The 20,896-nt window shown below is 45.6% G+C and carries 15 protein-coding genes; 5 read left to right on the plus strand and 10 right to left on the minus strand.

What is annotated here, in order from left to right; genetic code table 11:
* Positions 1–339: 339 nt before the first annotated feature.
* The 3 genes from KME12_22900 to KME12_22910 are packed head-to-tail and all read right to left on the minus strand — an operon-like array spanning position 340 to position 6,912.
* On the minus strand, positions 340–5,214 hold the full coding sequence (locus tag KME12_22900) for a CHAT domain-containing protein (protein MBW4490632.1): 4,875 nt from the start codon (positions 5,212–5,214) through the stop codon (positions 340–342).
* 60 nt (positions 5,215–5,274) lie between these two features.
* Positions 5,275–6,207: a DUF1822 family protein gene (locus KME12_22905; protein MBW4490633.1), complete on the minus strand. Its 933-nt coding sequence runs from the start codon at positions 6,205–6,207 to the stop codon at positions 5,275–5,277.
* Between the two features lie 21 nt (positions 6,208–6,228).
* Positions 6,229–6,912, minus strand: a complete 684-nt coding sequence (locus tag KME12_22910; protein ID MBW4490634.1) for a hypothetical protein — start codon at positions 6,910–6,912, stop codon at positions 6,229–6,231.
* 450 nt (positions 6,913–7,362) lie between these two features.
* On the opposite strand from KME12_22910, the gene KME12_22915 reads away from it, so the two are divergent.
* The 4 genes from KME12_22915 (at position 7,363) to KME12_22930 (ending at position 13,143) form a co-directional block, all read left to right on the plus strand.
* Positions 7,363–7,728, plus strand: coding sequence for a helix-turn-helix domain-containing protein (locus KME12_22915; protein MBW4490635.1), 366 nt, complete (start codon positions 7,363–7,365; stop codon positions 7,726–7,728).
* A gap of 415 nt (positions 7,729–8,143) precedes the next feature.
* Positions 8,144–8,308, plus strand: coding sequence for a hypothetical protein (locus tag KME12_22920; protein MBW4490636.1), 165 nt, complete (start codon positions 8,144–8,146; stop codon positions 8,306–8,308).
* A gap of 362 nt (positions 8,309–8,670) precedes the next feature.
* Complete coding sequence (locus KME12_22925; GenBank protein ID MBW4490637.1) at positions 8,671–10,842, plus strand: serine/threonine protein kinase; 2,172 nt, start codon at positions 8,671–8,673, stop codon at positions 10,840–10,842.
* 66 nt (positions 10,843–10,908) lie between these two features.
* The gene (locus KME12_22930; GenBank protein MBW4490638.1) at positions 10,909–13,143 is read left to right on the plus strand and encodes an FHA domain-containing protein; all 2,235 of its coding nucleotides are present in this window, start codon (positions 10,909–10,911) and stop codon (positions 13,141–13,143) included.
* A 95-nt stretch (positions 13,144–13,238) separates the two neighbouring features.
* On the opposite strand, the gene KME12_22935 is transcribed toward KME12_22930, so the two are convergent.
* The 7 genes from KME12_22935 to KME12_22965 all read right to left on the minus strand — a co-directional run bounded on the left by KME12_22935 (position 13,239) and on the right by KME12_22965 (position 19,813).
* Complete coding sequence (locus KME12_22935) at positions 13,239–14,129, minus strand: hypothetical protein (protein ID MBW4490639.1); 891 nt, start codon at positions 14,127–14,129, stop codon at positions 13,239–13,241.
* A gap of 218 nt (positions 14,130–14,347) precedes the next feature.
* The gene (locus KME12_22940; GenBank protein MBW4490640.1) at positions 14,348–15,271 is read right to left on the minus strand and encodes a hypothetical protein; all 924 of its coding nucleotides are present in this window, start codon (positions 15,269–15,271) and stop codon (positions 14,348–14,350) included.
* A 94-nt stretch (positions 15,272–15,365) separates the two neighbouring features.
* Positions 15,366–16,226, minus strand: coding sequence for a hypothetical protein (locus KME12_22945; protein MBW4490641.1), 861 nt, complete (start codon positions 16,224–16,226; stop codon positions 15,366–15,368).
* Positions 16,227–16,416: 190 nt separating this feature from the next.
* Complete coding sequence (locus tag KME12_22950; GenBank protein MBW4490642.1) at positions 16,417–17,325, minus strand: hypothetical protein; 909 nt, start codon at positions 17,323–17,325, stop codon at positions 16,417–16,419.
* Positions 17,326–17,380: 55 nt separating this feature from the next.
* Positions 17,381–18,364, minus strand: coding sequence for a hypothetical protein (locus KME12_22955; protein MBW4490643.1), 984 nt, complete (start codon positions 18,362–18,364; stop codon positions 17,381–17,383).
* Between the two features lie 126 nt (positions 18,365–18,490).
* Positions 18,491–18,721 carry a hypothetical protein gene (locus KME12_22960; GenBank protein MBW4490644.1) on the minus strand — a complete coding sequence of 77 codons (231 nt, stop codon included), beginning with the start codon at positions 18,719–18,721 and terminating at the stop codon, positions 18,491–18,493.
* Positions 18,722–18,925: 204 nt separating this feature from the next.
* The gene (locus tag KME12_22965; protein ID MBW4490645.1) at positions 18,926–19,813 is read right to left on the minus strand and encodes a hypothetical protein; all 888 of its coding nucleotides are present in this window, start codon (positions 19,811–19,813) and stop codon (positions 18,926–18,928) included.
* Between the two features lie 731 nt (positions 19,814–20,544).
* Between KME12_22965 and KME12_22970 the strand changes: the two genes are divergently transcribed.
* On the plus strand, positions 20,545–20,896 hold a 352-nt coding region (locus tag KME12_22970; protein ID MBW4490646.1), incomplete at its 3' end, for a hypothetical protein.

Consider the following 20,896-nt stretch of genomic DNA (forward strand, 5'->3'; position numbering starts at 1 on the left):
ACACCTGTAGTACAAGGTGTCGAATTGCTCGTTACACGTTTGTTTCCATTGTGGGCAGAAACACCGTTGACTGCCATTGGGAACTTTACCGTGTTTGTGTGTAGTGGGATGACCACAGAGGCGAAATTCCATAGACCAAGCTTGAGAGTAGATGTCTCTCTATTTTGTCTAACCCACCATCTTTTGATGCACTATCAAATTTTGAAGCCTTTTTGAAGCTTTGAATATCGCAAGTTTCAGCCCCACACGAAGCAGCTGTAATACTGTAGCGATCGGAGTGTTCTCGGTGGATGGTTTCGGGAAAGGTTCATCTCCCTCGATTTTGCAACACAAGCAAAATTAGGGGGTTGCTGAAGTATTCGATGACAAGTTAATATCCATAGGAAAGCTAGGGCAAGTAGCACGATAGGATCTATCTCCTGGGCTATCTTTCATAAATTGTTCCCACTCCTCAGGAGTCAAATTGCGATTGGCAATGCTACAGGCTTTGTTTATCCATGACGCAGGATAAATATCCCACAAAATGATCTTGTTATTCAAATTACCCGAAGCCAACGTCTTGCCATCCGGACTAAATGCCACATTCTGAACGTATTTAGTGTGACCAGCGAGAAGTACACCTATCTTCCGGCGGGTTACAACATCCCACAGGAAAATGGAATTACTTTCCATGTCGAATATGTCTGACATGGAAGCTAAAGTTTTGCCATCTGGACTGAAGGTCACCTGCTCCACGCCACTAGTATGACCCTGAAGAGGGGGTCCAATAGCCTTGCGAGTGCTTACATCCCAAAGGGAAATGGTTCCGTCGAAATTGCCTGAAGCTGAAGCTAAGATTTTGCCATCCGGGCTGAAAGCAACGCTTGTCACCTGATCAGTGTGAGCTTTAAGAGGTTGACCAAGCAACTGCCGAGTAGTCACATCCCACAGAAGAATCTCACCCTGTAGGCAGCCGTTTTCACTCCATTCATAAGCTCCGCTTCGCTCACCTTTCTTGCCACAGCTGCCTATTGCTAAGGTTTTGCCATCTGGACTTAAGGCTATGCTCGCTACTACATTACTATGAAACTTGATCGGTTTAACTAAGGGTTGTCGAGAAGTCACATCCCACAAGATGATAGTGTCCTTATCACTCGATATCAGAGTTTTACTGTCCGAGCTGAAAACTAAAATACTAATAGTGTTAGTGTGACCAGCAAGTGGTGAGCCAAGTGCCTTATGAGTAAAGGCATCCCACAAATAAATTCCACCCTGCTGACACCCTTGGCCAGTATTTCCGCAACTACCTGCTGCCAATGTTTTACCGTCCGGGCTGAAGGTTAGACTTTCTACTTCATCCTGTAGACCTTTCAAAGGCTGACCTATAGGCTGGCGAGTTGCTCTATCCCACAATTGGACTTCGCCACCTTCTTTGCAAGGACTAAATTCAACTCCACAACCTCCAGAAGCCAGTATTTTGCCATTCGGACTAAAGGCGACACCGTTCACCGAGTTGGAACTACCAGTAATAGGCTGACTTATAGAAGAAGGAGTAGAAATACTCCAAAGGCTGACTGAGCCTTGAGTGCAAAGTCCATTTGAAGCTCTCTTACTACAACTGCCCCCAGCCCACAAGGAGGTATCGGGGTTAAAGGTAAGGCTGTGAAGCTTAAAGCCGCCACGGTTGACGACGGTAGGATAGAAAAAATCAACCTTACTTGCTATGATGACAGTGTTGTCAGAAGTCCCCATAATTAACTCTTTTCCATCTCGGCTGAAGGCTACCTTAATCACTGTACTTTTGTCGCCTTCGAGAGCCTGCTGACGAGGCTTACCGGTGGTTATGTCCCATAGGATGACAGTGGTGTCTGCACTTCCTGAAGCCAAAGTTTTACTGTCTGGACTAAAAGCCAAGGTGTTCACACCAGCCTTGTGACCCTTGAGCAGTTGACGGAGCGGTTTGCGGGTAGCTACATCCCATAGTCTGATTGTGTAATCAGAATCACTGCCAAAATATATAGCTCCACCACTGCCAGAAGCCAAGATTTTACCATCTGGGCTGAATGCCAAATCATACACTGCGCTAGTGTGCTCCATGAGAGGTTGCCCAAGTGGCTTGCGGGTAGCTACATTCCACAACCGGATTTCACCCTGATCGCAAGTTCCTTCTGAGTCCCTCCCACCGCAACTGCCAGAAGCCAAGGTTTGACCATCTGGGCTGAAAGTTAATGTATGAACTGGATCATCATGACCTTTAAGGGGAGGACCAATAGGTAGTCCAGTAGCAACATCCCACAGGATGATGGTACGGTCAATGCTCCCCGAAGCCAGGATTTGACCATCTGGGCTGAATGCAACACTCTTCACAGGAGCAGTGTGGCCTTTAAGGGGCTTGCCCAGAGATTGTCTAGTAGAGATATTCCATAGTCGCACTGTGTTATCGTCTCTAGTTTGGGTGCCACTAGCTGAAGCTAGTATTTTGCCATTTGGGCTGAAGGCTACGCTGTTTACATCACTGGTGTGACCGTGCAGAAAACTAGTGAAGGGTCTGTATTGCAATGCGGTGAGCAGGAAGCTTTGTGCATCGATTGTCTTGGCAATTCGGTTCGCTTCCACACTTAACAACAAAGCTAAGTCGGGCTGTTGATCTAACTGAGTTTGAGCTTGTGCAACTAATTGGTTTGAGAAAGCAATCTTGGCACTCTGTTCAGCTTGGTTCTGTCTTATTTCAGCTTGCTGCCATTGCCAAAAAGTTCCTCCAGCTAGAATCGAGACTACTGCCAAGCTACCAGCAAGCCCAAAGATAGTACGCTTCCGTAGGCGCAACTGCTCCTTGCGGTCTCTATCCCGAAGGTCTAAACTTATCTGAATGAACACACGCTCAGCAGGGCTTAGTTCCACGGCTCGTGACGCAAGCCAACCTTCTGCCTCTGCCAAAGGCACACCACGCAACAACGCTCCTTCGTCCTTACCAGTAGCCTCCCACTGACGCAAAGATGCCCGCAGCCGCTCTTGCCAAATACGGAAGGCACGGTCAAGTTCAATCCACAGGCGCAGGCTAAACCATCCGCCAATCAACGCTTCATGCACAATCTCAACTGTCTCTTCACCCAATGCTTCGTCCCTGCTGCTGACCACGAGACGAGCATCAGCCAAGCGCGTCACTAAATCCCAGTTTTCTTCTCCCACCTCAGTGCAAGTAGCCAGACGGCGAGTATCCTCTGTTCCTTCCCCAGGACGCACTAATTGAATAAATATTCGCCGCGCCCGTTCCTTTTCTTCCTCATTGAGCCTGCCATACGCCTCCTCTGCATAGCGACTCAGGGCAGCTTCTACACCGCCAATTTCCTCGTAAGCCGCATGAGTTAGCTGAGCATCTCGCTGTTTTGCCCACAACTGATTCAGGGCAAACTCCAATAACGGCAAATCCCCCGGTTGGGTACTCACCGCATCTAGAATGCGTTGGGTCAGCCCCGACTCAATCGCTACCCCCAGCATCGCTGCTGGCTGTTCCACCGCCGCTTGCAGTTCCTCCCGATTCATCGGGCTAAGTTTCAAGTCAGCATACTGCAACGCATCCCCAAAAGGACGGTAGGAGAGTGCCTGCCCCAAAAAGTCAGCTCTCAGGGTGAGGACGAGGGTAAAATTTGGCGTGTACTTAACCGCTTCCAGCAAGCTATCTAGAAATAGTAGGCGCTCTCGTGCATCCCGACACAGGGTATACAGTTCCTCAAACTGATCGACTACCAGCAAAAAGCGATCCCCTGGATTCTTCTCCAAGATGCACGCGATCACATCTCGCAGTGCTAAGTCTCCCTGTTGCAGCGCTTTTGTCTGCTTATTAATTTCAAGCAGCTGGTCAGTTTCGCTTCGATGAGTTTCCAGCAGGGGAACAAGCTTAGCTGCTAAGTTACGGAAAGGGCGATCGCCTGGCCGAAAAGCCTCAATGAGCCAAGTCCGTTCGGAACGCAACTGAGGAATAAGACCGGCAAAAACTACCGAGGACTTGCCACTACCAGACGGGCCAATCACTGCTACCAAAAATTGTTGTTGCACCGCCTCCACCAGCATCTGTGTAAAAGCATCCCGTCCATAGAAAAAGGCGGTATCCTCTTCCCGAAATGCAAATAACCCTCGATAAGGACAAACGTTAGTGGGACGACGGCCTAAATCCTGCCATAGGGGTGGTGAGATAGCAGGATTCTGGAAAATCACGGGCAACCAACTTGCTCCTGGAAATTCATTTTCTAGCCCTTGCAGTCTTAAGCGGGCTTCTCGCACGGCTAAATATAAAGATTGTCCTTGAGCATAAGTTGGCAGAAGATGAGTTAGAAATGCTTGGGCCACTTGGTCAGGAACGGGTTCTCGCATCACAATGGTTTGCGGAATTTGCAGTTGTTGTAGTTCAAATGCTAATCCCATCCCATCACAGGAATTGAAGATCGCCAGTTGTAGACCTCGCTCAACCGCTGTTTGTAAGGCGTATCTCAGTTCCGCAATGGTCAAACTATCAGTTTGGTTAATGTAAATTCGGCCCTGCTCTTTTTCGGTGCAGCTGTGACCGGCAAAAAAGAGAATATCCCAGGTGTGTTCCCACAAGTAGCGATTGATCTCTTGTCGCTGTGGTTCCACAAGAAATTTTGTTTCAGCATCCACAAGGGTATCGAGCAATCGTTGATCATGCTGAACATCAATCCCAGTGCTGTCGCCTAAAATTGCCAGAATTCTCACTTGCTCGCGCAATCTGGGAGTTTCAGATACTACATTTGCCTGTGAGTCCGGTATACTCAATGCCACTTCTGCTCGTGGATTACGCTCAACAAGCTCCCATAAGTACCAGGGTAGTTTTAAAAGTGATGAGTTTGCCGTACGAATCAACACGCGTACCTCATCCTGCATCAAGTGTTCTAGCCAACCATCCCGAACAGGACGAAACGATTCTGATAACAGCCAGTGATTGAGCTGTGATCTGAGTGATTGGGCTAGCTTGTGGCAGTGTAAACGCTGTTGTTGGATTGAGACGTTGTAGGTGATTTTGTTGGGCTGAATACGAGTCGAGCTCAGACTGCGGTAATGCAATTGCCATTGCTGGACGGTGGCGGCTAAATTGGCATTTGGCGGTAGACTACCGTTGATCTCAATGCTGGAATGGGGCTGTTGTGAGGTGATTGTTAGCATCCCACGTACGCCTTGTTCCAGATCGCCATCCAGTCTCAGAATTGCCAATTTATCCATTGCTGCCCCTGCTTGCTTCACGGTGACATCAACCCTGCAACCATCAGAAGTTGCCAATTTCTAAACCACAAACTCTTCAATGACATTGGCGTCTCCCAGTATCAATTCCACACCGAACTGTTCTCCTGCTTCAGCATTGAAATCGAATTGGATATTCTGATTGATATCGCCTGCGGTCGCTTGCATCACGCTTGTTCCATGTTGATCAATGACTTTCATTTGCAGCGATTCTGGTAGATAGGATTGACCGCTCATCGGATGGACTTCAACCAGGATGTTGATATTACCTTCTGATTGTGGGTTGAGCTTCATGGCTAAAATGACTGATTGCTGGATAACTTGAGTTGTCAACCGAATCACCTTGCCCCCTTGCGCTGAGTGTTCCACTGTACTTCTTACTCGAAAGGCAGGTGTTAATGCCTCTGGACGTAGAAGCGTCTCCAACTCTTGCCACCCGGCTTCAAACAGATTGTCAAACCATTGCCTGAGATTCACCCCTGCGCTGGTTGCTTGCGTCACAACTGATGCAGCGTGTCGAATTTGCTCCACATAAACCGGGAGGTTCTCCATCGGTTGTAATTGATCAAGAAAAAATTCGGCGGTAGCTGTATCCGTGAATCCTAGCAGGGTTGCCTGCCTCAAGGATTGACTAACGCGAACAGCAATATACGCGAGTCGGTTTGACCAAGTTTCTGGTGGTATGTAGCAGACGGTCTCCTCCGGTAAAACTGGACGGCACTCCACCTGGCCGAAGTCTTTGATCCACAGGTTGCCTACATCCATGAATTGTAGATAAATGGGATTCCGACTATTGATTGGGGCGGTGTCAACTTCAATGCCTAAACATTTCAAGTAAAACTCTACGGCGTAAACGGCTAACTGGTTGAGATAAACTTGCTTCGCTCTTTGTTGATCAAATTGCTGCAAACGCATCTGCTGTGCTAGGGAATGTGCTTCAAACGAGAGTGGTACAGTAAAAGTTGTAAGTTCCATAAATTTAACAAGCTCCCTCGATTATTCCTGTAAATACTTCTGAAAATAAGGCATTAATTTTTGCAAGCGGCGATCGAAAAAACTGCAAAGGGTTTGAATTGAAATTCCTAAGCAGACAGCAATGTCTGTCCATGTTTGGTCTTCAACGAATTTAGCGATCGCTAACGTTTGAAATGTTATGTGTGGATAACTCCTTAACCGCTCAGCCTTGAGCAAATCTTCCGGGTCGTTTTCCAGAAATTGCCGGAGAAGCTGTTCGTTTGAAATAGTCTCTTCCACTGGAACTGGGCGATCCAGGTCATCTAAAGAAAAGATTTCCGTGGCATATCCCTGCTTTGACTTTGGAGCATACGTAAGCCCTGCTCGTTTGTAATCATTTACGACATCAATAAACCTATTTTTCAGGCAAAAATTTACCCATGCCATCACGGGATGGTCTGGATTATATTTGTCAACTCGCTGACAAATCTCGAGCAACGTTTTCTGAAGTGCTTCGTTGTACAGATCTTCATATAGATTTGGTGGCCACCTGCCTTGCTGTGGATGTCCGAGTCGATTGGAATTCAGAATTGACTGAACCAACCGATTGAGTGCAAGTTGCCGTTGCAGGCTTTGCAGGGGATACTGTTGGGCTGATTGAACAAGTTGCTGCAAGTACTGATCAAGATCATCGCCCACGAGCGTTTCTTCTGAATCCCCACTCATTATCTAATTCTCCTTCTACAAACAGCTAAGCAAGCACCTAGCAGAGGGTGAATTGCTTTAGATGAGAACAATCATCCTGCAAGCGTAGTGATGAAACCACTTGCTCCAAAGACTTCAATGATTGTTCGAATTTACTCTGCTGTATTTACGACATTCGTTACAAAAATTAATTTTTGAGAAAGTTGCATAAAACGTGGAGCCTTACGGTGAATCCTTAGTAAACAGCAAACTTTTCGGAATCACACAGAAGTGTTGATGCTAAACCTTGTTCTAACTGGTAAGTAGGCGGCTGTAATTAAATCTAATATAGAGAGGTGTGGGTTAATTTGCTTCACACAACCTCTATGCCTGTCCCAATTCATCTCATTCTCAGCGACGAGGAAGACCCCGCATTGAGCGAATTGCGGTGTTTCCACCACGGTTCCACAACGAACCAGAGATCGGGCTCATATGATCCGACTCAATGCTCAAGGGTGGACTGTCCCTGCCATTGCCAATATCTTCGAGTGTCACGAGCAGACCGTTCGAGCCACCCTAAGCCGTTGGGAGCGCAATGGCCTCGAACGGTTATGGGAAGCCCCTGAGCAAGGGGCGAAGCGCCGATGGCAAGAAGCGGACCTCCAAGCCGTCGAGCAGTGGATTGAGCAAGCCCCCCGCACTTACAGCAGTTTCCAGTTAGCTCAAAAGTTAGCTGAAGAGCGTCACTTCAAACTGAGTCCAAGACGATTGCGCCATGTACTGCAAAAAAGGGCTTTCGCTGGGAACGCATCCAAGCCTCCCACCGAGGCAAGCAAAACCCGGAGCAGAAACGGCTGAAACAGGCGGATTTAGAGACTCTGAAACTAGCCGCAGCCGAAGGACACATCCAACTGAAGTATCTTGATGGGTCTGGGTGTTGCCTCTGGAGTCCAGTCAGCTACAGTTACAGTCGAGTCAGACAACAGAAGCGATCGGAGCAAACGCAGCGACGGGGTAGATGCATTAGCATCCTGCGACTCTCGCAACCGCATCAAGGGTTTGAGTATGCTCTAGCGCTAGGCAGTTTTAAGAGTTCCGGTTACATCAAAGTGATGGACTCGATTGCTGATAAAGCTTTGATCACTCTCACTCAAACTGGGCGTCTAACAGTGATTGTGCAAGACAATGGTTCGTTGCATACAAGTCAACTGGCTCAGCAACAGTAGCAGCAGCAGGGCTTATTGGTGTTCTTTTTGCCCCCTACGGTTCTGAGATGAATCGCATTGAGGAGCAATGGCATCAACTCAAGACGCATGAGATTGCAAGTCAGATGTTTGAGGATGGATATGATTTAGCCGTTGCCATCATGGATGGAATGGCAGCCCGTAGCATCAAAGGGGGATACGCCCTCGAACGTTTTAAGTTTAATTCTGGCTAGCTACTTAGAGTGATTTTTCCACTACTAAACTTGAACCAAAACCTCTATAGTCAAGACTTTTATTATCTTATGCCTGAGCACATTAATCTATTATGACGCCTAATAATTTGTTATTCGACACTTTCCAGCGAGGACGAAGCTAATCCAAAATCAATTTACCGTCCACCAGCTAAATATGAACTTTTGTAAACTACTGCATAATTCCGGGGTTTTGAGTCCGAGAGGTAAATAGAGGTTTGCTAGTTTCATCTTGGTAATCGAACCTAAATTCTCACTTGTTTACCCGAAAGCAGGCTGATGAACTTCAAGCTAGGGCACCAAAAGCTTGCGCCAGCTCCATACGTCTTAAGAGTAAAGTTCTTATGCCCAGAAATACTGCTACTGATGATTTGTCCACCTCAGTAAGTCACCCAATGCTCGGCAAGCTATTAGACGGACGCTATCAGATAAGTGACAGCTTGGGCAGAGGTGGATTTGGTCAAACCTACATTGCCCAAGATACTCGTCGCCCTGGAAACCCAACCTGTGTCGTTAAACACCTCAAACCTACTAGTAGCGATTCCGAATCCTTGCAAATTGCTCGGCGTTTATTCTGTAGCGAAGCCGAAATGTTGGAAAAATTGGGCTACCATGACCAAATTCCCCGGCTGTTAGCCTACTTTGAAGAAAACCAAGAGTTTTACTTGGTACAAGAGTTCATTGAAGGGCAACTGCTCAGTGAAGAACTACAACCGGGTCAATGCTGGAATGAAAGCCAAGTTATCCAACTGCTCTGTGAAGTTTTGAGCATCCTGGAATTCGTTCACAGCTACGAAGTCATCCATCGCGATATCAAACCTGATAATCTCATCCGACGTAACCGGGACAAAAAATTAGTTCTGATTGACTTTGGCACCGTAAAACAAGTGCGGACACAGCTAGCGATGCTGCCGGAACAGCCAAACATAACGGTAGCTATTGGCACTACGGGGTATATGCCCACAGAACAGGGGCAAGGCAAACCTCGTTCCAACAGCGACATTTATGCGCTGGGAATTATTGGCATCCAAGCATTAACGGGGTTGAATCCGACACAATTTCAGGAAGACTCTGGGACTGGTGAACTTTTGTGGCAGCAACAGGTTCAGATTAGTTCTGGGCTGGAAGCTGTCCTAAGCAAGATGGTGCGCTATCACTTCAAGGATCGCTACCAGTCTGTAGCAGAAACGCTACAAGCCCTCCAACAATCAACCAACATAAACTCATCAACGCAAATTATAAATCCCCCCAGATTTCCACGAACAGAAATTGCCAGTCGCCCTAGACTACCAACAGAGATAGCCACCTCCCCTCAAGCACCAGCACCTTCAGTAGCTCAACCTGCACCGGAATTATCTGAGCAAAACGCACCGTCAGTTTCTGAGCGGCTAAGCGAAAAAATCGATTCAGCGATTGAACATCCTCCGATTTTGACCCGGGCTTACAAAGTTAGGAGCAAGAAAGATACCCGTAGATTGCCTAACCTGATTAAAGGTTCTACCTCTTATCAAAAAATTTCTTTACTAATTGGAGCAGGATTGATTACAGCAGGAATCGCTATTTTTTTAATCTTTATTGTCGGTTTTGGCTCTAGATATCAGAGTGGAAACTCCTCGACGCGAACTGTCCCGCAAGAAGAATTTCTAGTAGATACACTTACTAGCTCCTTCACCAGCGAGTCGATTGCCTTCAGTTCGGACGGAAAAATGCTTGTCAGTGGTAGCGTAGACCAGATAGTTGAGATTTGGGATCTAAAGACAGAGAACTCAAATCAAACTCTTTCTGACCACTCAGGAAGGGTTTACGATGTTGCCGTAAATCCTGATGGTCAGACTTTGGCGAGCGGCAGTGAGGATAACACGATCAAGATTTGGAATTTGCATACAGGTGAACTGCTCCGTACTCTTAAAGGACATTTATGGTCAGTTTTATCAGTTGCTATTAGTCCTGATGGTCAGACCCTTGCCAGTGGCAGTGAGGATAACACCATCAAAATTTGGAATCTGAAGACGGGTAAATTACTCAATACGCTTTCTGGGTATACATCTGCTTTCTATTCTGTTGAAATTGGTGCAGATGGTACGCTCCTTGCCGGTGGCAGTTTGGATAACACTATCAAAATTTGGGAGTTGCATACGGGAAAACTCCTCCATATTCTTAGAGGGCATTCCGGACAGGTTAATTCAGTGGCGATCGCTTCCAACAGCGCAATTCTCGCCAGTGGCAGTGCCGACGGGACAATCAAGATTTGGAACCTCTACGCTGGGGAATTACTCCATTCTCTTACAGGGCATTCAGACTCAGTTGAATCAGTCGCTATTAGTCCTGACAGCCAGACGATTGTCAGCGGTGATAAGGACGGAACAATCAGAATTTGGAATTTGCATACTGGCGATTTGATTCATGCTTTCTTTGGGAATGCCGACCCAATTAATTCTGTGGCTTTTAGCCCTGACGGTCAGACTATTGCTAGTAGCAGGCAGGACAAGACAATCAAGATTTGGCAAGTACCGTAGGGAGCCAAAGCGTTTCCGAGCGGCTACTTAATTGACAAAAGTAGATTCCAGTAGTTGTACGAAGTGATGTCACTCAAATCTGATAAATTGGCAAATCGCCTTCAGGAAATTCAGCAATTTGTTGCTGTCAGAACTGGTCAAAATGCGACACTTCAAGTAGTTGAGCAAGAATTGGTAAAAATTGCCGATTCTTTGAAGCAAGGGAAACTTACGGTGCAAATTGTAAGTCATAACCCAGTCCCGGCTCAAGCGCTACAAAACTTTCTTAGTAGTTACAACCCTCTGCCAGAGTTCTACAATTTTCAGAGGATGCTATTACCTAGGGAGCCTGAACCAGCTGCTTCCGAACCAGCCGCTGCTCTGATTCTTCAAATTTCTTCTGCCAGCACGCCTGGATTACAGCAGACTCGTTATGAGCTTTCTATTAATCACAGAGTACTGATTGGGCGCGATGACTCTCAGTGTCAGATTTGTCTGCCAAACCAGTACGCATGGGTTTCTGGACGTCATGCCGAAATTCAATCTGTCTTAAATTCCGAAGTTGATTCTAGCAATCCAAATTGGCAAATTTGCAACCTTAACAGCACCAATGGTACTTATTTAAATGGTCAGCGGTTACAGGAGTGTCAAGCGTTACAATCAGGCGATCGCATCACTCTAGGCTACGAAAATCCAACTGAAAAAAGTCCAGAATTTATCTTTGAGTGTCAATCCCATTTGGATAGCGACGTTTTTCCTAAACTGGATGAATTTTACAGGCAGCTGGTTGACTGCGATGTTTTATGTTTAGTGCTTGAACCCAACCAGATGCTAACACCTGATGAAAAACAGCTGATTGAGAAAGCTAGTATTAGTCCAATTTCTTTACTTGTATTAGTGGTAGAAATCCCAGAGCCTCATCACCCGGTAGCTCAAGAGATTAAAACTAGCATCGCTGATGTTAAGGCTCGGCTTCAAAATCAAAATTCTAGCTTATCTCTTGAGCTAGTTCCTTTGCGATCGCCCCTTGCCGATCCGGATGCAAAGGAACTAGACATAGACAGTTTTTGCAAGTCCCTAGAAAAACTAGTCAAGCGTAAGCCTGAAGACATTTTGATAAAACGGCTGACTGCACAGGTGGTATCCCAAATTGCTTTAATAGAAAAATTTTTCAATAATCAAGAAAAAGCTCTGGAAATCGAAATTCAGCAAGATGAAGCAAAATTACGAGAAGGAAAAGGCGAGGATTTACAAAAGAAAACGGATAAAAGTATTAGACAACTATCTGATGATAAAATAGAGATTTTTAAACAGGCTAAAGCTAAACTCAGCCAATCAAGGGCAAACTTATTGGATGAGTATTTGAGCGAAAGTCTCACTTCTAAAATCGGCGAAGCTGTAGATAAGCTAAAATCCCAGGTCATAAAGAAAGAGGGTTGTAAGTATATTGAGCTGAGGGCAATCGTCACTAAACAAGTGACAGAGCGGCGAGGGATTAAAAGTAGTAAGTCTAAAGAGAAAATTGTTGATGCAAATACTGCATTGATAGACCTTTGTCGTTCCGAATTAAGTCAGTGGGCTAATGAAGAATGGGAACGAATTTGTACTCAGTATACTGAAGGGGGATTGAAAGGAATTTTACAGAGGAATTATGAAACACTAAGTTCTATTCCTGGTTTGAACTTGAGCCATTCCGCTTTGCAGCCTAGACAAACGATAGACTTTCAAGAAATCTTTGCTTCATCCCTCAAAAAACCTGCTTGTGAAACTCGATATCAAGAAGTTTCTCCGTTATTCTATCTTCTTAAGAAGGTCAGAAGCCAATGGATGCAGTTTATGTTTCTATTCAGCTTCTTGAGTGTTCTAGGGATTGCGGGTGGTGGTGGTAGAAGGCAATTGATGCAAAGCATTACTCAACCGATACGTGAAGCGTTCCAAAATTCCCCTTTGGTATCATTTCTTTTCCTAGCTGGTCTTTGTTACTTCTTGTTTAAATTTTTGAAGCGTACTTATCAAGATTTTAAGGAAGCCGAACAAGAAAAAGCTGTAGAGAAGATGAGAAATGAGTTGCGTAGTTACTACCAGTCTTTTGTAAAAAATCGCTTGGTAGAAAAAATAAGCCAAAAAATCATACAAGCTTTAGAAGCAGAAGAACAACGGTTGGATGAACTTATTAGAACCGTTAAGCAGCTTGCCGAGCAATTTATTGCACAAGCAGAAGGTAGTCAGTTACCACTCAAATTGCGGATGAGTAAACATAAAGAACAACAGAATAATTTGAGGAAGGAGCTGAGTGAGTTACAGAAACTCAAGCGAATTTGACTTAAGTACGTAGACATTAAAAGATATAAAACAGCTCCCTGCTTGGCAATGAGGGAGCTGTTTTATAATGTTCTGATTTGATTCTGCCTACCTACTTAAACCTGCGCTAGAGCTTCTTTGGCTTCTGTCAACAAATTTGTCGCTGTTTTGAAACCAGTATTTGTTAAATCGATGCCATCGACCAAAGTAGCATTAGCATCTATCACGCTTGCACTTGCCTCATCAACTGCACTGGTCAGTTTCTCCATCAGTTCCTCAATTTTTTGAGTTGTACTCGTAAGTTCTTCAAACAAGCTATCCTGACCCTCACTTACCTGGTCAACTGTTTCTTGTGCCGCTTGTTCAGTCCCATCTCCTACTGCTTGGAACTTTTCTGTGAAGTGTTCTACCACTCCCTCAAGCTGCTGGACAAATTCGGTCGCTTTCGTGGTGATTTCAGGTGTACACTGTTCAGAAATGTAGGTTTGCAGAGCTTCAACTCGTTGGTCTATAGCTGTTTGATAGCTTTCTAGTTCACTATCTACTTGTTGTAAATAGTCATCTGTTTGAGAAACGATTTCTTCTATTTCTGAGCCAATTTCTTTCTCTTGTACAGAGTTTAGAGCTTCCTCAGCCTCTTTTACGCTTTCTTCTAATTCTGGTGTTAGTGCTTCAATCCGATCATCTAAAGTAGAGATCGCATTCTTGGTTTCCTCTAGCTCATGCGTCAGCTCTTCTCCCAAGGCTTCAATTCTACTCTTGAGTTGTTCTAGTACCTGACTAACTGACTCAGCTTCAGCAGTCAGTTCACTTTTGCTAGTTGTCACTTGCTCTAGTAGAGACTGAGCCTGGTCATTCAATTGCGTCCAAGCTGCCTCAACTTGTTCTTGAACTCTCGACACCTGTTCTTGTGTTTCTTGCAAGTTAGTTTGTGTTTCTTCAGTTTGCCCAAACAGTGTCGTTAATTTAGCTGTTGTCTCTGATGTCATTGTCTGAAAATCAGCCATTGCTCCCCCTTCAATTTGTTCGGTTTATAAGTCTGTAACGAAAAAGAGAAATTTAACTAACTGCTCCGTTGTCAACCCACCAGGAATTTTAATCCCTGGCTTATGGCTAAAGTCCTCTTAAGAGGACTGAACATAGAGGCTTCAGTCCGTTTTAACGGACTTGAGCTATTAGCCCGGAAATTAATTTCCGGGCGGGTTGACAGCGTAGCCCTTATTCATCAACCAAATGGAACTCCCACTTTCTCAGCGACTTCTTTCACCCGCTCAATTCCTTCTTCTAGTGGTCCAATCAATTCTTTCAATTCATTGATGAGTGGCTCTAACTCCTCGCGCTCACTTACGGCATCATCTTTTGCATCTGTAAGTTGGCTACTCGTATCTCGAACTGCGTTTACTACCTTCTGAACAGCAGGCTCAACCATCTCTTTGAGTTCCTCTGTCTTTTGCTGAGCAGTTTCTACTAATTGCTCAACTTCTCCTTGCACAATTTCTGTTTGAACATCCGTGACTTTTGTTTCCAACTCTTCTTGCAAGTCAGTAAAACTATCAATGATTTCTTGAATCTTATCGCTGACTTCTTGTTGAGTTTCCTTTATTTCCTCAGTTAATTGGTTAATTTGGTCATTGGCAGTTGTTTTTGCCGTTTCAAGGCTCTGTTGTAGCTCATCAACTTCCTGCTTAGTCGAATCTACGGCATTGGCTAGCTGTTCTTGACTAGAATTAATTTTTTCCTGAGCTTCATTGAGTGCCGTCTGAACTTCTTCACCAGCCGTCTCTACAGTTGTCTGCCCTTCATCTAACTGACTTTGGAGAGCCGTCAATTTTTCTTGAGCTTCTTGAATTTCACTAACTAGCTGCTCTTGCGCTTCAGTGATTTCAGTTTTTAAAGTCTCAATATCACTTTCTAACTCAGTTACCGCTTGTTCTGTCTCTGTCTTCTGAGTTGATACTTCTGTTTGAAGTTCATCGAGAGCAGTGTCAATCTGACTAAGAAGTTCTGTGGCTTGGGATTGCTTTTCTTCAAGGCTAGTTTCTAATTCATTTACGCCAGTCTGAACTTCTTTTGTTTCCTCAACCAAAGTGTTCAGTTTTTCTGGAACTTCTGTCGCCCTTTGTTCTAGTGATTCTGCTGTTGCACTCATTTTTAAATGTCCTCAAAGTAGCGAATATATCAAAACTGGCAGAGTTGTTGGTCTATCAACCAGCATCCATTCTTACAAGAATGTCAAGGGCAATTTAGCCTAGGTTTTCACCGATCTCAGAGCCGATCGTGTTTCCAGCAATTCCTCCAGCTATGCTCCCAACTAAACCACCAATTACTGCACCTGGAGCCGCACCCACTCCCCCAAACAAGGCACCAATTGCAGCACCTGCTGCCACTCCTGCCTTAGCTCCAGCCGCCGCACCTCCCATACTTCCTGCAATCCCACCTGCCGTTGACCGGAAGTTTTCACCAAATCCACCATCAGCCTCATAAGCTTCTTTCAACTCGTAGGCATCCATTGCATATCCCAAAGGTCCTAACACTCTGTCAGCCCCTCGAAAAGCAGCTCCCCCAGGTATGTTTGCAGCTCGTGCTGTAGGTGATTCAAGAAATGAATTTGCTCCTGGTGTTGTAGGTAGGTCAGGACGAAAGGCGAAAGACGAACCGCCCTGTCCAAAATCTCCCCCGATAGAAGGTACCCAAGGTGCATCTATAATCTCAATTTGACCGGTGAAGCGATAAAGATCGGGAAGAACTTCGTCTGAGAAGTGAATTGCTTCTATTGCTCCTCCGGGATCGTCAACTGTATCCCCGAATTCAAGAAACGCCTCAGGAACCCGCCAGCTAGTTATGGTCATGCGTAACCCATCATTGATACTTGTGCTGGCAAATCTTCGAGCGCCTGCTTCATCAAGGGCAAAGTACTTACCGCTACCGTGGGGATTTAAACAATAGTCTCCATATCGAAGCACATCTTTTAATTCCATCTCACTGATAGCCCTATAAAGAGTCACAAGGTTGCCCCTAGCTTCTGACAACAGCTCATTGGCTGTCTGAACACCCCTTCTGGCTCGCTCGATACGAGCGCCCAACTCATCAGCTGATCCACTCATCTTCAAATCTCCGTAATGAACGTTGCCAAACTTGCAGAGTCATCGAGCCATCAACCCACAGCAATTTCTTCAAGCGCATCATTAACAGCAACCATTGTCGTTATCGTCGCCTCTAACTCTGCCAATATTGATTAGTGAAGAAGCGATCGCAGATTCTCCCAAATTCATCTTTGAACCTTAGGTTCGCCAATCAATCCAAGGGATTCAATCCAACGATGGTGTCCTTCCAATCTCCGAGCATCCCGCGATCAATGGCACTTGCCGTGTTCCAGACGGCTCCGGGCACACCCAGAACCACTCCACCAGGGACAACAGTTGTCTCAACTGCGGCTAGAGCTATCCGTTTCGCCCAGCCCTCGGTCACGCTATCCTCAGGGTTGTTCAAAAGATCGATGGAGGCACCCGTGAAGGGGCCTGAGTTAATTCCTACTGTTTCGAGCAAAGGTACTCCATAGACTGCTATGCCGAAGTGTGCCGGATCGATGAAGCCGTTCCCCCCACCGCCTGATGTGTCGTAGGCGTTGACGTGAGCCTGATACACATCGCCAAAGGAGAGTTGACCAGACCCTCCGGCAGCAATATTTGCCTCAATCATGGATCTTTGCTGACTGACCAAGGAATTACGAGCGTTATACCACGCATTCCCCGGCCCTATGCCATGTCCGACATAATTGGTTGCTCCATTCTGCGCCCAAGCACCACTGGGAATGCCGTTTATGTTGTAACCTGGCATATACTGGGCATAATCACGGTAAAAGTCGTTGTCTTTGGTGGGCGATCGCCGCGAGGTATCGTAGCCGAGTAGGTTCGCTAGCCCAATAACAGGATTGATGGGGCTGTTAAAGATATCGGAAACTAGTTTATCTTTAGGTGCCATAACCTCGTCGTTAGGGCCGTTAGTGGTATATTCAGCCGCCTCTGCGGGTGTGTACCTAGCTCGACCACCTCGGACGATCTCCCGATCATAATCACTGCCGCTTGAAAGACCCGAAGCTGAGTGCTTCTGTATTGCTTGGGCTTCTGACAACAAATTGTTAGCTGATTGGAGACGAGTCCTAGCTTGGTCGATCCGAGGCATCAAATTAGCTGATCCACTCATAATTCAAATCTCTTTAACGTAGTAAACGTCGCCAAAAGGTAAAGACATTGCTTGATCAACCCACAGCAATTTCTTCCAGCGCATCATTAACCGCGACCATTGTTGTTCCTGCCGCCTCTAACTCTGCCAAGATTGGCTCCAATTCAGCAGTCGTATCTTCTCCTGAATTCATCACCGTTGCACTCTCATCCACCTCACCAAGAATCGCCTCAACTACCTCTTCGGTTACCTCCTCGACAGCGGTCTCTATCTCGTCTTGGAATGTGTTCTCACACTCCTCACCAAGATCGGAGAGAACTTCTGAACTTTCCTCTTTATAGTTGTCAGCAATCTCTTCAACCTCTGTCTTGAACGTGTCAAACAGTTCTGTTACTTCTGTTTCACAATCGTTAAAAGAAGTTGTCAACTCACTCTCTCCCTGACTCAATTGCTCACTGAAATCAGTTAAGGCAGTTTCTACTTCTTCTTGGCTCTCAGTTATCTCACTAATCAATTCCTCAAAATCTGTGTCTATCTCAGAAAATGCTTTTACTTGTTGCTCAAGGTCTGTAACGGCTTCATCTAAATTATTAAATGACTCTTTTGTTTCATTGATTGCCTCAGTTAGAGACTCTTCAACCTGATCAACCGCTTCTACCATTTCAGCAAAAGCTTCTTCAACTTCCGTCATCTCTCCTTCAAGTTTGGTTTTACTCTCATTAATCTCTGTCTCAAAAGCACTATGAATTTCTTCGAGGGTTTGTAGAGCTTCATCTAATCCTTTGACTCCTTCAGTCGTAACCTGTTGCAGCCCCTTTAACTCCTCTACTACTTCCGCTTCAGCACTCTCAAGATTATCCTCAGCCTCTTGTAAAGTCTGGGCTAACGCTTCCCAGTGAGTTGCTATTTCAGTTCCTTCATTCAGAGCATCACTTTCTGATTCAATTTCTGAACAAACTTGATCAAATTGAGTACAAGCTTGCTCAAGAACAGCTAAAAGCCGATCTAAACTCTCACTAGTCTCTTCAACGGTTTGATTAAGCTCTACAACCTCTGCCATGACAATTTACACCATCTCCTTTGGGAAACAATTTTCGTTTCGATACCTGCTCTGGAATGCGATCTCTTGCTGTGAACTAATGCAATGTAAATCCAACTGATTTGAGTGTAGTAGGCGATCGCTCAGTCAATAACTAACTGCCGCCTGCACTGCCGCCACCGCAGTCACCACCAGAGCTACCGCCGCAGTCGCTACTAGAACTGCCACCGCAGTCGCTACTAGAACTGCTGCTGTAATCACTACTAGAACTGCCGCCGTAGTCGATGTAGCTATTGTTTCTACTTCCACCACGCCTACTAGAACGACGAAAGTTTCTGCTTCCATTTGCACCAGCAATAAGCATCGAAAACGCAACAACGATAAAAACCAAGAGTACGGTTTCCATATCCTCTACTTCTTCTTTAGAGCTGTCTGGAAATAAGACCAAAAATCCTTGAAAGCTTTACCCAGTAAGGATTATAGCTATTTTAGATAAAAATCGCTGTAATCCTTACTGGGTAAAGCTTTCAGAGCTTTTTCTTGTTATCACCCGACAAGTCTTTTATCTACGTAGTCTATGAACTAGCCCAGTTTTTCCGCGACCTCTTCTAGAACTGGCATAACCTCCTGAATAATTTCGACTACGTCAGCAATCTTGTCTATAACTTCGCCAAACTTGTCATTCATCTGCTCACAATTGTCTGTACTAGATTCACCCAAAGTTGATAGAGCCTCAGCCAATTGTTGTGCTGCATTAGTAATCTCACCATTAGCCTCCATAAACTTTTGCCCTATCTCTGTAACTGCCTCATTAGCGGCTGTGTCTAGAGCATTATCGAGTTCTGTTAACTGGTTATTACTCTCCTCCATCAATTCACCAAAATCTTCCATCACAATTTCTAGCTTTTCGCCGATTTCCTGCTCCAGCGTTCCGAACTGTTCCATCAACTCAGTCTGATTTTCGTCGAAGCCATTTCTCGCTGTCTCAACGGCTTGACGCAGCGCCTCAATGTTACTGGTAGCAGTATCTTCCCAACTATCAGCATTAGACTCAAACTCTTGAGACTGCTGGGATAAACTACTAAGATTTTCTTGGGTTTCTTGCGCCTTATCTTCGATTTGTGAGAGCATTTCTTCTGCCTGACTCTTCAAATCACTCAGTTGGCTTTTTATCTCACTCGCCATTTCCTCTAACTGAGTTTCTACGGCTGCGGCTTTCTCTCGCAGTTCATTCAAATCTTCCTTGGCACTTTGTAACTCAGTCTCAAGATTTTGCTCAGTTTCTGTAAGCTTATTCCCTAAGGTTTCAAAACTTTCTTGAGCTGACTGTTCTGTATTAGTCAGGCTTTCCGTTAAGGTTGTTAAGAATTGCTCAATTTGGCTTACTCCATCTAAGGCACGGTCCGCTTCCTGGGAGAGGTCTTGCATTCTCTCCAGACCTTGGTCAATTAAGGCATTGATGTCTGACATAACTACCGGAACCTACGCTTTAACTATCAAAGAGCCAAGGCGAACTCTCTATATTGGTCTCAGATATGAAGCGCCAAAGTTATGCCAAATGAAACTTTTCGTTACAAAACTCTTCAAAGGGGTTGGTACACCTCTTCCTGGAAATTCCGGTTTCGTGGAGTAGATGCCGAAAAGTATAGCTCTAGCGTTGGTTTAAAGATTTCGGATAGCCGGATTCAACTGAGCTTATCAATCCCGCTCCAGCCGCCTCACGCTATCCATTGTCACATCTTTCTTCACAAACAGAGAAGTCATCAAAAGGCTTATTTGGCAAGCGATTGAGCGATCGCCTCCTTTCCCTCCCCTCCCCACAGCGATCGCGAATTTAAGGAAAGTACACGGTTTCCATGACCAAACATGACTAAATTTTTCGTTCATGGAAGAGATGTTGAGATCGCTTCAAGAAACGCCCATTGGCGATAGAAAAGGGTTGAATGTCTTTAAGTGTAAGGGATTGAGGTGAGTTAGAGAGACCGGATTGCAACAAAAGTTCTTACTCCTAAGAGCGATCGCTCTCGGCTTCGGGGTGAAAAGCTCTAGAAAAATGGATAAGGATGAAAGTTTTGTGCGGCAGCCGTGTGGTGGTTGTTGCTGTCTTCAACAGCCGAATGCATATGCAATAGAATTTCCGTCTTGTATTCCGAGTGTCCGTTGCGCGTCAGGTGTTGCACAGATGCCGTGAGGAGTTAGGAATGAGTTGGGTAGCGGAGGAGTTATGGGATTTAGATTTAGGGGATGAGCGGCGGAATCGGCGGCTGGTGAAGATCGTGGAAGACCTGGTGGCGCAGCCCAATGAAAGTGTGCCGCAAGCAAGCCGAGATGAAGCGGCGGTGCAGGGCGTGTATGGGTTGTGGGATAACGCGCGAGTGAGTGATCAAGAGATCTTGAGCTCGCATCAGAGGCGGACCGTAGAACGAACGGCAGGCTATCAAGCCGTTTTAGCGATTCAAGATACGAGTGAAGTGGATTATCGCGATCGCAAAGCGACGGCAGAACAATTCAAAATTCAAAGTTCAAAATTCAAAAAATCAGAGAAGCGATCGC

Origin of the sequence: Trichocoleus desertorum ATA4-8-CV12 (genome assembly GCA_019358975.1) — a bacterium.
In the GTDB taxonomy this organism is placed as follows: domain Bacteria; phylum Cyanobacteriota; class Cyanobacteriia; order FACHB-46; family FACHB-46; genus Trichocoleus; species Trichocoleus desertorum_A.

Excerpts from the sequence above, each read along its gene's own strand:
- KME12_22955 (MBW4490643.1), bottom strand. The coding sequence starts at position 18,364 with ATGGCAGAGGTTGTAGAGCTTAATCAAACCGTTGAAGAGACTAGTGAG.
- KME12_22945 (MBW4490641.1), bottom strand. The coding sequence starts at position 16,226 with ATGAGTGGATCAGCTGATGAGTTGGGCGCTCGTATCGAGCGAGCCAGA.
- KME12_22905 (MBW4490633.1), bottom strand. The coding sequence starts at position 6,207 with ATGGAACTTACAACTTTTACTGTACCACTCTCGTTTGAAGCACATTCC.
- KME12_22900 (MBW4490632.1), bottom strand. The coding sequence starts at position 5,214 with ATGGATAAATTGGCAATTCTGAGACTGGATGGCGATCTGGAACAAGGC.
- KME12_22965 (MBW4490645.1), bottom strand. The coding sequence starts at position 19,813 with ATGTCAGACATCAATGCCTTAATTGACCAAGGTCTGGAGAGAATGCAA.
- KME12_22910 (MBW4490634.1), bottom strand. The coding sequence starts at position 6,912 with ATGAGTGGGGATTCAGAAGAAACGCTCGTGGGCGATGATCTTGATCAG.
- KME12_22920 (MBW4490636.1), top strand. The coding sequence starts at position 8,144 with ATGAATCGCATTGAGGAGCAATGGCATCAACTCAAGACGCATGAGATT.
- KME12_22925 (MBW4490637.1), top strand. The coding sequence starts at position 8,671 with ATGCCCAGAAATACTGCTACTGATGATTTGTCCACCTCAGTAAGTCAC.
- KME12_22935 (MBW4490639.1), bottom strand. The coding sequence starts at position 14,129 with ATGGCTGATTTTCAGACAATGACATCAGAGACAACAGCTAAATTAACG.
- KME12_22930 (MBW4490638.1), top strand. The coding sequence starts at position 10,909 with ATGTCACTCAAATCTGATAAATTGGCAAATCGCCTTCAGGAAATTCAG.
- KME12_22940 (MBW4490640.1), bottom strand. The coding sequence starts at position 15,271 with ATGAGTGCAACAGCAGAATCACTAGAACAAAGGGCGACAGAAGTTCCA.
- KME12_22915 (MBW4490635.1), top strand. The coding sequence starts at position 7,363 with ATGATCCGACTCAATGCTCAAGGGTGGACTGTCCCTGCCATTGCCAAT.
- KME12_22950 (MBW4490642.1), bottom strand. The coding sequence starts at position 17,325 with ATGAGTGGATCAGCTAATTTGATGCCTCGGATCGACCAAGCTAGGACT.